Genomic DNA, 14,616 nt, shown 5'->3' with positions numbered 1-14,616 from the left:
TGGCCTTCATGGCAAGGTAGTTAATTCGACCTTAGTAATGAAAGCCTGTTTACCGGTAAATCTCTTGTTTTTGGGTCGGCGTGACGTGAATGCCGGTTCAACCTCTCCCATGCCAAGGACGGCACGATCTTTATACCTTTCGCACTTCAAATTTCGGCAGTGCCGGAGAAGGCGCCTGGGTGTCCGATAAAGGCTTTGCCAGCATGGAGCTGGCATAGAGCTTACATGGACGTATTCACGGCGTCCTTTGGCGGACCCCCCGATGCCGAATTTTGATCTACGATGGGTATAACTACTTCGGTGTGACTGGAAACTTTCAAAGTCTCAACAGCTTTGCGTACCAGGTGAAAGGACTGTTTTTCAAGTGGCTTAATAGGCGCTGCCAACCCAAAAGCTACAACTGGAAAGGTTTTAAAGCACTGGTCAAGAGTTTTGAAATTGCCAAACCACGTATACTTCATGCTGTCTAAGAATCAAGAGTTCGCCGTGTGCAAAGCGAGCAGTTTTGAAGAGCCCTGTGCAGTAATAGGGATCTTTGGGGGCAGGCTAAAAATTACGCCCGAATTGCCGTTTTTTTCAACGAGATCTAAATACTTAGTGCAACCACATTTTAAGCTCGGTACACTCCGATATTGCCAACTTTACGAACGACTCAAGTTTTCTAATCATGAAGTACTATCAAGGAAATAGACATGGCTGAACGATTGCCCTCCGTCAGCGTGCAGCGCAATCTCTCTTCCCCTTTTTCGTCATCGACAAGCATGGTCGGACGCGGATTGGAGGCCATCCGTAACCCTCGACCCAATGACCCAGCGGTTAATTCGGACGAGCGTTACCGCTTAGCTCGCGACAGTTATAATCGCATTACCGATGACGGCAATGAAATCCGATTTAACTGCGATGCGACGGCTACAGTCATAAACGGCAATGAAAGCGAATCGCTGCGGCCCTTGTTTTCGATGAGGCAGCAGCTGAAACAAGATTTCTCGACGTTCCAAGAATTAGCCGATCAAGATTACGGTAAGGCCTATTTTCCGCTTGCGAGAATGTATTTGGGCGGACAAGGGATTCCTCGAAATGCCGAAAAAGCCGAATATTATATGCGCATGGCGTTCAACTGGTGTACGTCTCATCAAGCGCTTGCCGATCCGGAAATTTGGATGGACCTGGCCGAAATGTACGGTAATGGTTTTGGCATTGAACAGAATCCGGTTCAGTCATTGTCATGGTGCCGAAAGGCTGCCGAAGCAGGTTTGGCCTGCGCTCAATATAATTTAGGTTTAAAAAACGAATATGGACTAGGCGTCAGGCAAGATGCAATTCAGGCCGTTTTTTGGTACCGCAAATCGGCCGATCAAGGCTATGCCGGAGCGCAATGCAACCTTGGGTTGAATTACGAATGCGGTTACGGGGTCGAGCAAGATACAGTGCAGGCGGCATTCTGGTACCGCCGTGCCGCCGAACAAGGCTACGTTTATGCGCAAATCGAGCTGGGGGCGCTCTACGAGTTCGGTGTAGGTGTGGCGCGAGATGGCGAGCAAGCAGCGTTTTGGTACCGAAAAGCGGCCGAACAAGGTCATCCTTATGCGCAAGATTTTTTAGGCGAATTGTATTGGGCCGGTTTGGGAGTGGCGCAAGATTATGAAAAAGCCGTGTTTTGGTATCGACAAGCCGCCGAACAAGGCGCGCCGAGAGCGCAAGATATGCTGCATCGAGTTTATCCGAACGGTCCGGTGGTTGAAGCCGTTGATCAGCAAGCCTTGTATTGGTATCGCAAGATTGCCGGTCGCGGGCATGTGAAAACGCAAGAATTTCTGTCGAGATTCGGCATCAATTGGAAGAATCGTTAATGCTACCGGAAGAACAAGAACTCAAGCGCTTGGAGTGTGAAGAAACCGAGCTTGAAGAGCAGGTCGCATCCGCTGAGTTGGCGTTGGAAACGTTAAAAACCGAAATGTCGCAGTTTCATTACCGCTACTACCGCTTGGTGGGGTATTTGTATGTCGAAATGGATGAGTTGGGTGCCAGAATTACATCGGAAGAGGCCGAGCGCTATCCCGACAATATCGAGTTGCAAGCGCGGGCCCATGACGCCGAGCAGCAGGCGCGGCGATCGGCCGAAGAAGCCGGTTTAACCGAAAATCAGGCGCCGCCGGCCAAAATTACGCCGGAAATCAAACAAGCCTACCGTAAAGCGACTAAGCTGATGCATCCCGACCGCGCCACCAACGAGATCGAACGTGAACGCCGCACAATCATGATGGCCCGAGTCAATCGTGCCTACGAGGCCGGCGATTTGGCGGCAATCGAACAATTGGTTATCGATTTCGGCGAAGATTCGGAAGCCGTCGAAGGTAGCGATACCGGCGCGCGCTTGGTCAAAGTGATTCGCCGTATCGCACAATTGCGCCGGCGTTTGTCCGAGGCCGAACAGGAACTCAGCGAACAAAAGCAAACGGAATTATACGAATTGATGAGCACGGTCGGCGAGGCCGAAGCGAGCGGCGAAGACCCGCTCGGCGACTTGGCCAGGCAATTGACCCGGCATATCAACGAGCGCAAGGTTCGTTTGGAATTGCTTTGCCAACCGGCGAGTTAAGCGCTAATTGAAGGAGGGACGGTCATGATCGATTGGAATCAAACTCACGCCGCTATTTGGCGGCGGCGGAAAGAATGTCTGCGGCCGGTCAAGCAACTGGATGCGATTCGACTCGATGATTTGCTCGGTATCGATCGGCAAAAGCAATGCTTGATCGACAATACCGAGCGCTTTTTAGCGGGAAAACCGGCCAATAACGCCTTGCTTTGGGGCGCGCGAGGTACCGGTAAATCGTCGTTGATCAAGGCCTTGCTCAATGAATACAAGGATCGGGGTCTGCGGGTCATTGAAGTGGACAAACAAGATTTGATCGATCTGCCCGAAATCGTCGACGACATTCGCGAACAAGAGCAGCGTTTCATCGTCTATTGCGACGACCTTTCCTTCGAAGCCGATAACGGCTTGTATACCGCATTGAAGAGCGTCATGGAAGGTTCCATCGAATTGCCGCCGGAAAATGTATTGCTCTATGCCACATCGAACCGGCGCCATCTGATGCCGGAACAGATGCGCGACAATCTCGACACCCGCTTGGTCGACGGCGAAGTTCATTATTCCGATGCGGTCGAACAAAAAATATCGCTTTCCGACCGCTTCGGCTTGTGGTTGTCGTTTTACCCGCCGAATACCGAAACTTTTCTGGAAATCGTCGATAGTCTGTTCACCAGTTACGACGGCGACAGCGAACAACTCCATCAAAAAGCCCTGGAGTTTGCCAAGCTCAGGGCATCGAAAAGCGGCCGAACCGCAAAGCAGTTTTACAATGCCTATAGCGAATGACAGGGCATTCGCCCTAGTTTTTCGGGTTCCGGCTTCATGCCGGATGATGCTACAGGATGGATTATTAAAGAAGCAACTTGAGCGATTTATGAGAATAGAACTCGACAGCAGAGAGAAAGAGCTTATTCATAAGTATTGGTACGTCGTTCCTAAAAACATAAAGTCGCAATTGGTTAATAAACGGCGTAAAACCGTTGATATTGAACCGGATGAACTTAAAGATTTGATCGGCTATTTGTCGCTAGAGTGCAATCATTGTAACAGCAATAGTTTGGCTTTCGAGCTTGATGAGCTATGCGAGAAGCTTGAATACTACGATCATTACAGGCATTAAGCATTAAGATCGGGTGGCTTGTATTTGACGTTCAGATCTTTTTGTTCTTGAGCGGAAGGGGTTTGCGGCTTCGGGGTCTTGCATCAAACATTTTTAGCCATTCGTTATAGATGCAAATTGTTTAAATTTGATTAGCGATGACCAACCGCTATCATGCCCTAGAAAAGGGTTCGGTTTGCTTTTGTTATCGCATGCCATCAGCCAAAAAGTAATCCCCCTTTTTTTCGCCCCTTTCCCTTTCCCTGTCGTTGAATGTTGGGCTTTAGGTGTTAGCCTTGCTTAATCAAGTACTTAGGCGCTTAAGGTGGCGCTTATGGGGGAATCCGGAAGTGCCATAGTATTTCGTCCATATGCAGTAAAATGAGAACGCCAAGTTGTTGATATTAGACATATTACTTGTAGTGGCTGTATTGATTTTGATATATGTTCTTAGAAAGCCGATTTTTAAAAAACTGGTCAAGGCATATTTAGCCGTCATTAGAAGTTTTCTATACAAGATACTCGTAAAACCTGTTGTCTTGGCCTTGCCAAGTGCGGTGTTAGCAATCTACAAAATAGACTCTGCGAAAAACGCTATGCCGCCAATCATTATAGAAAAAATTGATGCGCATATAGTTATTATTGTATTTGGGCTTGTTATTGTTCCAATACTGTCCAGTTTTGAAGATTTCATAGACTCCAAGTCTTCAAAGTATGATGACAACATTTCAACAGAGGGGCTTTTTCTTCTACTATCTGCACTCGATTCACCAGTCGATAAAAAGATGGATAGATTTCTTACGGCGCTGAACAAAAGTACTTGCGCAACCAGTCCTGGAAAAATTTTTAACAAAATTACAGAACCCGAAAAACAGCTTGCCGAGATCACAAGAGCCATTCATATTTTATTAGAAGGACTGTACAAAATCGAAAACAAAGACAAAGTCGATATCGTAACCGTTGTCTTCCGAATGAAGAACAATCGATCGAGAGACGTATGGAGCTATTATCCTGAATCACAAATACCAGAGTCAGATCTCATTAGCGACCAAAAATCTTTAGCGTCATATTCAGCCAAAAACAAGAGAATGACTATAATTTCTGATATCAAAGCCGAAAAAAAGAAAAAGAACCGCAAAATCTCAGAATATTGCAATTTAGAAGAAGGGTCGGCAATTTGCTATCCCATAAATACAGGTCACACAAAAGAAATCCCTCTTGTCATAAGAATTACCGCAAACAAACAGTTTTTCGATGAAGAAAAACGAGAAATATATATAAAGGTACTGGAAGTTTTTAAAAAGAGAATATTAATAGAATATGCGCTTAGCGAATTAAAAGATCGCGCGACCGATAAGGCAAATATATGAAAAAATTAACAAGACAATCGATCCCAGTCCTCGTCGAACTAGGGAACAGCAGCAAAGAGCAATTAAAAAAAGAAGCCGCACAGTGGGTTGCACAGGCCAAAAAAGATTCAAAAAATTGGAATAAAGCATTTAATCGTCATCCGGCAAAGTAAAACGAAAACAATCCTCCGGCAAAGCAACAACAAGCGCGCCAAGATTTTTCGCGAAAGCTGAAATGGGGTCCGTCCGATTTCAGCAGCGAAAAATGACTTGGCGATTATTGCCTTCGGCGGCCCCGATTCGCCCTGCGTCCGTGCCACTACGCCACATCATCGTAAACTCGATGCGGCTCCGTAGCACTCCCACAAATGGCTTTACGCCGTGTCGCGATGCCTTGTATTTTGCCTCCGCCTGCGCTATTCGCGCAGACTCCGGCAAAACACCCGGCGCTACGGCTATCGGGGACTAAAAATCTTCACTTCGCTAACGCTCCGTTTCCAAGATTTTCAGCGGAGGAAGGAGAGCAAAATGCACATACCCACTTCCCCGCCAAACAACGATCATTACTTTGGCGGCTCATGGACGGAAATTAAGCTGGATATTTTGAGGAAATACTTGCAGTTTTACACCACGGCATTGAAAAAGCAGAATTTCGAATTGCTTTATATAGACGCCTTTGCCGGATCCGGAAGCCGATCTGAGAACATTCCCGAAGCGCCATTTTTTAACGAATCCGCACAAAAACTAACCTATGACGGCTCGGCAAAAATAGCCCTTGATATCGACCCGGCATTCGATCGTTACCTGTTCGTCGAAAAAGACGCCACCCGTTGCCAAGCCCTAAACAGCCTAAAACAAGCCCATCCTGAACGACACATTCAAATCGACAATAACGATGCCAATCAAGTCATACAGACCCTAGCCAAGAAACCGATTTGGGACAAAAACAAATACCGGGGCGTTATTTTCTTAGATCCTTATGGAAATCAAATCGAATGGAGATCCCTTGAAGCCATCGCATCGACCAAAGCCTTCGATGTTTGGCTGCTCTTTCCATTAAGCGGCGTTTACCGGCAAACGCCGCGAGACTATCGAAAACTGGAAGACTACAAAAAAGACAACCTGAACAAGCTGTTCGGCACCGACGAATGGGAAACTGCCTTTTACCCGTCATCCAATCAAACGCACTTGTTCGACGAAGAGGTAAAGCACCGGATCCCCGTCAAAGAAATCGAGCAATGGATCAAAGCGCGACTGAAGACTTGCTTTCCCTATGTTTTCGATCCGCTCCCACTGCCCCAAAAAGGCGCTCAACTGTTCTCGTTGTTTTTTTGCGTCTCGAACGATTCCGGAAAAGCGATCGGGCTGGCGTTAAAGGCCGCAAATCATCTGCTTAAGCAGCATGAATAGGATACTGATCCCAGGTCTTGCCTTGTAATAATCGGCCGTTATTTTTTTTATTACGCTTGACGCCATCGTCGCCCCACATTCCCCATTGCTTAAAGAAAAAAGCAACCCCGGCGCGCTCGCATTGATTTTTGATCGACAACACCCAATGCTCACTCATGGGCCTGGCATTCGCGCCGCTTTCGCCGCCGACGATTACCCAATGAATGCCGCCGATATCCATAACGCCCAAATCTTCCAGGAGCGGTTCGCAAGACAAAAACCGAACCGCCGCATCGATGCGCTTCAGCACCTCTATTCTCGGTAGACCGTACCGCTTGTCCTCCACGCTCACCCCAAGCCAGGCATTGCGCGGTACCGGCCGCGCGGCGAAATAGTCGGCCATCCTTTCCGCGCGCTTAGTCAATATCTGATACGTATGCTGCGGGGTTTGCTCAATGACGGCGAATACCCGATCAAGATAATTGTAAGGAATTTGCTCGTGAAACAAATCGCTCATACTGTTTACGAAATAGAGCGTCGGCTTCTTACGGTGTAACGGTTGATCGAGCCTATTCGGCATCAACGACAACGCGAAACCGTTGTCATACCCAGGCGCGCGCATCGCCTGAAGACGCAGCGCCATCACTTCGGCATAACAATGCTTGCATCCGGGACTGATCTTCGTGCACCCCGTCGTCGGATTCCACGTCTGCTCGGTCCATTCAATAGGTGTTTTATTACTCATAACCTCCTCCTGCTGCGGTAATTGATCACACTGTTTGGGCATCGATAGTCTCAGTCTAGCACCAAACTCGCCCGAAGAAACCCCCAAACGGCAGCAAATGCCGGCCACGCCTGGAACGAGAGGGGTCATGAAGATAGGGGGCAGGTCTTTAATTTTGCACTTATTGAATTGAAAACCGGAACAGGTGTTTATGTGTTTCACTAATTGGGGTCAGTGTAAAAAAATGCCTAGCTGATCGTCGCGCCCCTTACTTTAACGTTAACCGCATCGCCTTGCCACTTTCTCATCTCGGGAGTATGATAATCCATCATACCGTTAAGGGTAATGATCATGAGTCAGATGAAAGTAGCAATAACCATTGAGGAAGGGGTTCTCGCCAAGGTCGATGCCCTGGTGAAGCGCAAAGTATTTAGCAATCGTAGCCGCGCCATCCAGGAGGCTGTGCTAGAGAAGTTGGAGCGCCTTGAGCGCAATCGCTTGGCCGAGGAATGTGCCAAGCTGGATCCTGCTTTCGAGAAGGCCATGGCTGACGAAGGATTGTCTGAGGATCTGGATGCATGGCCAAAATACTGAGAGGCGAGATTCGCTGGGCTGATCTCAATCCTACGATAGGTCGGGAGCAGTCTGGCGAGCGCCCGGTTCTTATCCTAAGCCAAGATATATTCAACGAGCGCTCTGGTACTGTCATAGCGATGGCACTTACAAGTCAAGAGCAGAAAGCGGGCTTTCCGCTTACACACGAAGTTCTTGCCTCAAAGCTGCCAAAGCGTTCATGGGTGAAAATCAGTCAGATTCGTACGCTCTCAACTGAGCGTATCGGCAAGAAGATCGGGAATCTCGCACCGGATGAGCTTGCGCATGTAATCGAAGGTTTGAATGATATTATCGGCGGTTAATAAACTGTAACTTTGCTATGCCCCAGGTTATTCAATTCTTCGGTGAGCAAGACAGATGGAAACAGAACAACATACAAAGATGGTTTCGCCTTTGGAACTTAATCTAGGTAATCGAGTAATGACTACTTCAGCAAGACCTTTAACTGACGTTACAAATAAAGCCCTCCATGTTGAAAACACCCACCAATTCCGGAAGCGCTAAAAACTCAAAGTGAATCGTAGGGTACGCTACGCCTACCTAATGCCAGCACAAGGCAATACATGAGGTCTCATTAAACTGCTGGTGGGGTTGCTGTGGTACGCACAGCGTAGCCTAAACTCTTCAAGTTTCAACATTGGCGTAGTATTCATTTTTTCAACTATATTAACGCGAACATAGCCTTTTTCAAAAGGGGAGATATGTTACCAAGCGTTTTAAAGTACAGTTAGCTGAATAATTACAACCTTTTGTCTTTAAAAAATCGCGTTTTCTCATGCCCGTGCGCAAACCCAAACGTCGACCCGGGCCGCACCGGCTTTTTTTAGCGCTCGCGCCAGTTCGGAAACGGTCGTGCCGGTGGTCATTACGTCATCGACGATCGCAATATGATCGAATCTTAACGGTCCGTTGACGGTAAATGCGTTTCTCATGTTTTTACGCCGTTCTTTGGCGGGCAAATCGATTTGGTGTGGCGTATTACGGCTGCGAATGCAACAGTCGAGATCAATCGGTATCGCTAGTTCGCGGCTTAGCGTGCGGGCGATTTCGATCGATTGATTAAAGCCGCGTTCCCGGTAGCGGCGAGGGTGCAACGGCACCGGCACCAGGCAATCGGGCATTTCGGCGGATATTTTCAAGTAGTCCGCCATCAACAATCCTAGCAGTCGCGCATTTTTGAATTGGCGGCGAAATTTCAATCCTGAGATTAAAAAACGGATAACGCTTTGATGTTTAAAAGGCGCATGCGTTTCGTCGAAGCCGGGCATGCGTTTTTGACAATCGCCGCATAATATCGGCCCGGTTGGCGCGTGTACGAAAGGAATGCCGCAGCGGTAACAGCAATAAGGGTTAGTGACCAGTAACGCCGCGCAAGGCTGACAAATATCCCTCGAAGCCTGTCCCTGATTGCCGCATAAAATGCAGGTGGGCGGCAATAAGTAATTCTGTATAATATCGAGCCAGTTGTTTACCATTATAAAGCGGTCAGGTTGACAAGCGGTGCGTCATTGAAAAAGATCGGTACCGGGTGCAGCTCGAATCCGACAAAAGCCTGATCGATATCGCTCAATTTTTATAATCCGGAGATTAACAGAATGTCAGCAAACCCAGCAATAAGCACGATTCGCCACGACTGGCGCACTGAGGAGGTTCAAGCCTTATTCGCGTTGCCTTTCAACGATTTGATATTTCGTGCCCAATCGATTCATCGCGAACATTTCGACCCGAACGAGATTCAGATTAGTAGCTTATTGAGCATTAAAACCGGATCGTGTTCGGAAGATTGCGCTTATTGCCCGCAAAGCGCGCGTTATGATGCGGATTTGCAACCGGAAGCCTTGATGCCGGTCGATGACGTGTTAAAGGCGGCGCGGCGCGCAAAAGACGAAGGCGCTTCTCGGTTCTGCATGGGCGCGGCCTGGCGACAACCGAAAGACAAAGATGTCGCGCGCGTCGTCGAAATGATTCAAGGCGTTAAAGCGTTAGGCATGGAAACCTGTGTGACCCTGGGTATGTTGACCGACACTCAAACCGCGACGCTCAAGGATGCCGGTCTCGATTATTACAATCATAATCTGGATACTTCGGAAGATTATTATTCGGAAATCATCACGACCCGTACCTATCAAGACCGTCTCGACACCTTGGCGAGGGTTCGGGATGCCGGTATCAATGTCTGTTGCGGCGGCATTGTCGGCATGGGCGAGAGCGAACAAGACAGAGCGAAACTGTTGATCGAATTGGCTAATTTACCGAAGCATCCGGAAAGTGTGCCGATCAACATGCTGGTTCAGGTCGAGGGTACGCCGCTGAACGGTACCGAAAAATTGGATCCCATCGTATTTGTTAGAACGATTGCGGTCGCGCGTATCCTAATGCCGACTTCCCGCGTGCGTTTGTCGGCCGGCCGTAATGCTATGAGCGACGAAATGCAGGCTCTATGTTTTCTCGCCGGCGCCAATTCGATTTTCTACGGTGAAAAACTGTTAACGACCGACAATCCGATGACCAATCAAGATCTAGCGTTATTCGAACGCTTAGGCGTGCGTTCCGGCGGGTCTTGTCACGTTCAATGATCGGTATCGAATCCGGGCTGGATGCCGAGCTCGAGCGCTTGGCGCGCGAAGATTTGTACCGGACGCGCCGAGTCGTCGAATCCGCTCAAGGCGTCGAATTACAGTGCGGCGGACGAAAGCTGATTAATTTTTGCAGCAACGATTATCTCGGCTTGGCCAATCACCCTGCGGTCGTCAAGGCCTTTCAAGACGGCGCGGCTCGTTACGGCGTGGGCAGCGGCTCCGCGCACTTGATTTGCGGTCACGGCCGCGCGCATCATGCCTTGGAAGAAGAACTTGCGGAGTTCACCGGCCGCGACCGTGCACTACTGTTTTCGACCGGTTACATGGCCAATATCGGCGTCATTTCGGCGCTGACGGGTAGGGGAGATACGGTTTTCGAAGACCGGTTGAATCATGCCTCTTTATTGGATGGCGGTTTGTTATCGGGCGCGCGCTTTAAGCGTTACCGCCATGCCGACGCGGAAGGTTTGCTCGACAGTTTGAGCCGTACCGAAGGGCGGGCGATGATCGTAACCGACGGCGTGTTCAGCATGGATGGAGATTTGGCGCCGCTCGACGTCCTGTCGCAAATCGCGAAAGATCAGGACACCTGCTTAATGGTCGACGATGCGCACGGTTTGGGCGTGATCGGCGACAAAGGGCGGGGAATCGTCGAGCATTTCGGCTTGACGCAACAACAGGTGCCGATTTTGGTCGGAACGCTCGGCAAGGCTTTCGGTACCTTTGGAGCCTTTGTCGCCGGCTCCGAGACGCTGATCGAGACTTTGATTCAAAAGGCTCGAACCTATATCTACACGACCGCATTGCCGCCCGCCGTCGCCGAAGCAACCCGTGCTGCTTTGAATATCCTTATCGAAGATCAGTGGCGCAGGGAAAATTTAAACGATTTGGTGCGACGTTTTCGCCGAGGCGCCGAACAGCTCGGTTTTCCGTTGATGCCCTCGAATTCGGCGATTCAGCCTATCCTGATCGGCGATAGTCGAAGGGCGGTCGAAATCGGCAAGCGTTTGCTCGATGACGGGTTTTGGGTCGGTGCAATTCGGCCGCCCACCGTTCCGCAAGGCAGCGCTCGGCTGCGCGTGACTTTTTCGGCGCTACACGACGAGCAACAAGTCGATCGTTTGCTCGAATCCTTGGCAAAATCTATATCGCAATGACTATTCATTATCAAGTTTACGGCGATGGGGAGCCTGTCGTCTTGGTCCATGGTTGGGCGATGCATTCGGGCATTTGGCGCAATTTTGCCGAGCAATTGGCGCAAACCCGCCGCGTCGTTTGCGTCGATTTGCCGGGGCATGGCTTAAGCGCCGAAATACCCGAGTTCACGCTCGAGTCGGTATGCGAGCAGTTGAGCAAAATTGTCGATAGTAAAGCTTGCTGGATCGGTTGGTCGTTGGGCGGGTCGGTGGCCTTGGCAATGGCTAGGTTGTTTCCGGAAGCCGTCTCGTCGGTCGTTTTGCTGGCCAGCAATCCTTGTTTTGTCGAAAATGCGGATTGGCCGGGTATGCCGGAAAATCAGCTCGATCTATTCGCCGAGAATCTCAGCGCCGATTGCGAATCGACGCTATTGCGTTTCTTGTCATTGCAAATCAATGGTTTGCCAGAGTTTAGGAAATTGTCTAAAAAACTCGCGGCCGTGCTTCGCGAATCCCGCATGCCGACGGAAAAAACGCTGCAGGGCGGCTTAGCTGTTTTAAAGCAGACCGATTTAAGGTCGGCGCTTGCCGATCTTCGCGTACCGGTCGCGGCGATGTTGGGCGAAAAAGATACCTTGGTTCCGGTTGGCATCGGCGAAGCAATGCGGGTAATCAATCCGGACCTGCATTTGAGCGTGATTAAAAATGCCGGGCATGCGCCGTTTTTATCGCATCGACCGGAATTGATCGAGAGTCTTATCGATTTTTGGGAGTCGAGGTGAGCGCGGTATTTGAACTGGATAAGACCAAGCTCAGAGAATCGTTCGGTTCGGCGAGTCTGTCTTATGATCGTGTTGCCGGTTTGCAAAGAACGGTTGGTTTAAATCTATTGCAAAGAGTAGCACCGGCACAATTGACGGGCACCGTTGTCGATTTGGGCTGCGGCACAGGATTTTTGACTAAATCCTTGCTCGATGCCGAAAATGTCGAGCGAATTGTTGCGCTCGACATTGCCTTGCCGATGCTGCATGCGGCAAGGCAAAAGCTCGGCGATACCAGTCGTTTGCATTATGTTTGCGGCGATGCGGAAAGCCCGCCGTTAAATACGAACTCGGTCGATACGGTGGTTTCCAATCTGGCCTTGCAATGGTGCCGCGATTTAACGGCGGTTTTCTGTGGTCTGCATCGTATTCTCAAGGCGGACGGCGAATTGGTATTTTCGACCTTCGGTCCGCATACGCTCTGCGAGTTAAAACAGGCTTGGGCCGCAGTCGACGACTATCATCATGTCAACGAGTTTTACCGCGAAACGGAAATAAGGCGTTGCCTGGCCGATGCCGGATTTAAGGAAATAGCGGTGCAATCCGAAATTTATCGGCCGGTTTACGGTTCCGTATTGGCTTTAATGAAAGAGCTTAAATCGATGGGGGCACATAATGTGTCTTCCGGACGTAATAAAAGGCTAACGACAAAACAGGAAATGACAAGCATGATCGAGGCTTATCCGCTTAATGATGCCAATATTGGGGCGACATTTGAGGTTTTTATCGTTTCGGCGAGAGTAGAAAACAATGACTAAAGGGCTATTTATAACCGGCACAGATACGGGTGTCGGAAAAACCTGGGCGACGGTCGCGTTGATGCGTCATTTCAAAAATCAAGGGCATACGGTTATCGGCATGAAGCCGGTCGCCTCGGGTTGTCTCGAAATCGACGGCAAACTGAGAAACGAAGATGCGCTGCTATTACAGCAAAACGCCTCGATACCGGTGCAATACGAATGGGTTAACCCTTACGCCTATCGCATGCCGGTTTCGCCGCATTTGGCTGGAGCAGAGCATCCGCCGGTTTTGGATGATATATGTTCGATTTTTCAAACACTGCAACAAAATGCCGATATCGTTTTGGTCGAAGGCGTCGGCGGTTGGCGGGTTCCGTTGAATGCCGACTCCGATGTCTCCGATTTGGCGCGCGTACTGGGCTTGCCGGTAGTCATCGTGGTGGCGATAAGACTGGGTTGTATCAATCATGCAAGATTAACTTATGAGTCGATTGTGCAGTCCGGACAAGCTTGCGCCGGTTGGATAGCCGTTTGCTCCGATAACAACATGCTGCTGCGCGAGGAAAATATCGCCACGATTAAGGCAATGATCGACGCACCGTTGCTAGGAGTATTTCCTTTTATGCCCGAACCCGACTTCGATGATCTGTCGGCGGCATTCGAGAAAACCCTATAAAAAATATTGAAATTAAGTTCCAAATAAACCATAATTCTTTTGCGGTTATTTCGGCATGCAAAACAGTTTGCAATGCAAGGGGAGGGCGAATGCGCCGCATTCTCATAATTCAAAGCCTTGACGAGTGAAAAGGCTCAAACAAGGCAATTAATCAACACAGGAGAGGAAATTATGGCTTTAATCACTTGGACGGCAGATCAATTCGGCACCAATGTCGGTTTTGCCGACGATGAACATAAAGTTTTGTTCGACAAACTCAATAAACTTTACGATTTGGCGACAGGCGGGGCGGAAAGATCCGCAATCGGCGCGCAACTCGATGATTTAATTGCCTATGTCGTAGGGCATTTCGCGCATGAAGAAAAAGAAATGGAAGCGGCCGGTTTTGCCGGTTTGGCGGCACATAAAGCCGAACACGAGGCCTTAGTGGGAACTTGCGCCGATCTACAAAAAAAATTCCATGCCGGCGAAGCCGATGTAACCGATGAAGTGGGGCAAATGGTTAAGAGTTGGTTGGAAAGTCACATTCCGACTTTCGATAGAGGCTATGCTGCCGTTTTGAGTTAATTGATCACGCTCTTTCCCAAGCTCCAGCTTGGGAAAGACACCCCGGAAGCTCCAGCTTCCTGAACAGGTTGGAGCTTGGGTAACAGCATATTTTAGTTTTTGCGACTACGGCTGGCCCCTGCTCGGATACTTGGCTTCGGCAAGCTGAAGCATCTTGCTAATCAGAAATGGTTAAGAGTTGGTTGGAAAGTCACATTCCGATTTTCGATAGAGGCTATGCTGCCGTTTTGAGTTAATTGATGAAAAAATGAATTGAGGATTTTTCAACAAAGAGTCGGCATTTTTTCCAAGATTTTCGGTACGGTTGTGGTTTAAATTGACGGTTGAA

At 49.2% G+C, this 14,616-nt stretch carries 17 protein-coding genes; 15 read left to right on the top strand and 2 right to left on the bottom strand.

Annotated elements, in window-relative coordinates; all coding sequences use genetic code 11:
• Positions 1–692: 692 nt before the first annotated feature.
• From EQU24_RS14215 to EQU24_RS14190, 7 genes are all read left to right on the top strand, one after another.
• Positions 693–1,850 carry a tetratricopeptide repeat protein gene (locus EQU24_RS14215; RefSeq protein ID WP_017838862.1) on the top strand — a complete coding sequence of 386 codons (1,158 nt, stop codon included), beginning with the start codon at positions 693–695 and terminating at the stop codon, positions 1,848–1,850.
• Positions 1,850–2,599, top strand: a complete 750-nt coding sequence (locus EQU24_RS14210; protein WP_017838863.1) for a J domain-containing protein — start codon at positions 1,850–1,852, stop codon at positions 2,597–2,599. Before EQU24_RS14215 ends, EQU24_RS14210 begins: the two co-directional genes overlap by 1 nt.
• Positions 2,600–2,623: 24 nt before the next feature.
• A complete protein-coding gene (locus EQU24_RS14205) occupies positions 2,624–3,379 on the top strand; it encodes an ATP-binding protein (RefSeq protein ID WP_014148785.1) in 756 nt (251 codons plus the stop codon).
• Between the two features lie 88 nt (positions 3,380–3,467).
• On the top strand, positions 3,468–3,713 hold the full coding sequence (locus EQU24_RS14200) for a hypothetical protein (protein WP_144053568.1): 246 nt from the start codon (positions 3,468–3,470) through the stop codon (positions 3,711–3,713).
• Between the two features lie 401 nt (positions 3,714–4,114).
• Positions 4,115–5,062, top strand: a complete 948-nt coding sequence (locus tag EQU24_RS14195; protein ID WP_138767182.1) for a hypothetical protein — start codon at positions 4,115–4,117, stop codon at positions 5,060–5,062.
• Entirely contained in the window at positions 5,059–5,214 is a 156-nt protein-coding gene (locus EQU24_RS22450) for a hypothetical protein (protein ID WP_017838866.1), read from the top strand. Before EQU24_RS14195 ends, EQU24_RS22450 begins: the two co-directional genes overlap by 4 nt.
• Positions 5,215–5,569: 355 nt before the next feature.
• A complete protein-coding gene (locus tag EQU24_RS14190; protein WP_017838867.1) occupies positions 5,570–6,451 on the top strand; it encodes a three-Cys-motif partner protein TcmP in 882 nt (293 codons plus the stop codon).
• Here the strand turns inward: EQU24_RS14190 and EQU24_RS14185 are convergent.
• Positions 6,435–7,175 carry a DUF5131 family protein gene (locus EQU24_RS14185; RefSeq protein WP_017838868.1) on the bottom strand — a complete coding sequence of 247 codons (741 nt, stop codon included), beginning with the start codon at positions 7,173–7,175 and terminating at the stop codon, positions 6,435–6,437. The genes EQU24_RS14190 and EQU24_RS14185 overlap by 17 nt on opposite strands.
• 330 nt (positions 7,176–7,505) lie before the next feature.
• On the opposite strand from EQU24_RS14185, the gene EQU24_RS14180 reads away from it, so the two are divergent.
• Both EQU24_RS14180 and EQU24_RS14175 read left to right on the top strand, forming a co-directional pair.
• Positions 7,506–7,748: a ribbon-helix-helix domain-containing protein gene (locus EQU24_RS14180; protein ID WP_017838869.1), complete on the top strand. Its 243-nt coding sequence runs from the start codon at positions 7,506–7,508 to the stop codon at positions 7,746–7,748.
• A complete protein-coding gene (locus EQU24_RS14175) occupies positions 7,733–8,071 on the top strand; it encodes a type II toxin-antitoxin system PemK/MazF family toxin (protein ID WP_017838870.1) in 339 nt (112 codons plus the stop codon). Before EQU24_RS14180 ends, EQU24_RS14175 begins: the two co-directional genes overlap by 16 nt.
• A 471-nt stretch (positions 8,072–8,542) precedes the next feature.
• On the opposite strand, the gene EQU24_RS14170 is transcribed toward EQU24_RS14175, so the two are convergent.
• The gene (locus EQU24_RS14170) at positions 8,543–9,244 is read right to left on the bottom strand and encodes a ComF family protein (protein ID WP_017838871.1); all 702 of its coding nucleotides are present in this window, start codon (positions 9,242–9,244) and stop codon (positions 8,543–8,545) included.
• 120 nt (positions 9,245–9,364) lie between these two features.
• Between EQU24_RS14170 and bioB the strand changes: the two genes are divergently transcribed.
• From bioB to EQU24_RS14140, 6 genes are all read left to right on the top strand, one after another.
• Positions 9,365–10,345, top strand: coding sequence for a biotin synthase BioB (gene bioB, locus EQU24_RS14165; RefSeq protein ID WP_017838873.1), 981 nt, complete (start codon positions 9,365–9,367; stop codon positions 10,343–10,345).
• Positions 10,342–11,505, top strand: coding sequence for an 8-amino-7-oxononanoate synthase (gene bioF, locus EQU24_RS14160; protein WP_017838874.1), 1,164 nt, complete (start codon positions 10,342–10,344; stop codon positions 11,503–11,505). The genes bioB and bioF overlap by 4 nt, the downstream gene beginning before the upstream one ends.
• Positions 11,502–12,266 (top strand): pimeloyl-ACP methyl ester esterase BioH, encoded by a 765-nt coding sequence (gene bioH, locus EQU24_RS14155; protein ID WP_017838875.1) that lies wholly within the window; start codon positions 11,502–11,504, stop codon positions 12,264–12,266. Before bioF ends, bioH begins: the two co-directional genes overlap by 4 nt.
• Entirely contained in the window at positions 12,263–13,063 is an 801-nt protein-coding gene (bioC, locus tag EQU24_RS14150; protein WP_017838876.1) for a malonyl-ACP O-methyltransferase BioC, read from the top strand. The genes bioH and bioC overlap by 4 nt, the downstream gene beginning before the upstream one ends.
• Positions 13,056–13,721 carry a dethiobiotin synthase gene (gene bioD / locus EQU24_RS14145; protein ID WP_017838877.1) on the top strand — a complete coding sequence of 222 codons (666 nt, stop codon included), beginning with the start codon at positions 13,056–13,058 and terminating at the stop codon, positions 13,719–13,721. Before bioC ends, bioD begins: the two co-directional genes overlap by 8 nt.
• Positions 13,722–13,892: 171 nt before the next feature.
• Complete coding sequence (locus EQU24_RS14140; RefSeq protein WP_014148778.1) at positions 13,893–14,288, top strand: bacteriohemerythrin; 396 nt, start codon at positions 13,893–13,895, stop codon at positions 14,286–14,288.
• Positions 14,289–14,616: the final 328 nt, after the last annotated feature.

Source organism: Methylotuvimicrobium buryatense, from assembly GCF_005931095.1.
Lineage (GTDB): Bacteria > Pseudomonadota > Gammaproteobacteria > Methylococcales > Methylomonadaceae > Methylotuvimicrobium > Methylotuvimicrobium buryatense.
Note: the sequence above shows the minus strand (reverse complement) of the source record. Positions and strands in the feature narration are given on the sequence as shown.

Coding starts and splice junctions, on each gene's coding strand:
- EQU24_RS14170 (WP_017838871.1), bottom strand. CDS start 9,244: ATGGTAAACAACTGGCTCGATATTATACAGAATTACTTATTGCCGCCC.
- EQU24_RS14205 (WP_014148785.1), top strand. CDS start 2,624: ATGATCGATTGGAATCAAACTCACGCCGCTATTTGGCGGCGGCGGAAA.
- EQU24_RS14200 (WP_144053568.1), top strand. CDS start 3,468: ATGAGAATAGAACTCGACAGCAGAGAGAAAGAGCTTATTCATAAGTAT.
- bioB (WP_017838873.1), top strand. CDS start 9,365: ATGTCAGCAAACCCAGCAATAAGCACGATTCGCCACGACTGGCGCACT.
- bioF (WP_017838874.1), top strand. CDS start 10,342: ATGATCGGTATCGAATCCGGGCTGGATGCCGAGCTCGAGCGCTTGGCG.
- bioD (WP_017838877.1), top strand. CDS start 13,056: ATGACTAAAGGGCTATTTATAACCGGCACAGATACGGGTGTCGGAAAA.
- EQU24_RS14210 (WP_017838863.1), top strand. CDS start 1,850: ATGCTACCGGAAGAACAAGAACTCAAGCGCTTGGAGTGTGAAGAAACC.
- EQU24_RS22450 (WP_017838866.1), top strand. CDS start 5,059: ATGAAAAAATTAACAAGACAATCGATCCCAGTCCTCGTCGAACTAGGG.
- EQU24_RS14140 (WP_014148778.1), top strand. CDS start 13,893: ATGGCTTTAATCACTTGGACGGCAGATCAATTCGGCACCAATGTCGGT.
- bioH (WP_017838875.1), top strand. CDS start 11,502: ATGACTATTCATTATCAAGTTTACGGCGATGGGGAGCCTGTCGTCTTG.
- EQU24_RS14185 (WP_017838868.1), bottom strand. CDS start 7,175: ATGAGTAATAAAACACCTATTGAATGGACCGAGCAGACGTGGAATCCG.
- EQU24_RS14180 (WP_017838869.1), top strand. CDS start 7,506: ATGAGTCAGATGAAAGTAGCAATAACCATTGAGGAAGGGGTTCTCGCC.
- EQU24_RS14175 (WP_017838870.1), top strand. CDS start 7,733: ATGGCCAAAATACTGAGAGGCGAGATTCGCTGGGCTGATCTCAATCCT.
- EQU24_RS14190 (WP_017838867.1), top strand. CDS start 5,570: ATGCACATACCCACTTCCCCGCCAAACAACGATCATTACTTTGGCGGC.
- EQU24_RS14215 (WP_017838862.1), top strand. CDS start 693: ATGGCTGAACGATTGCCCTCCGTCAGCGTGCAGCGCAATCTCTCTTCC.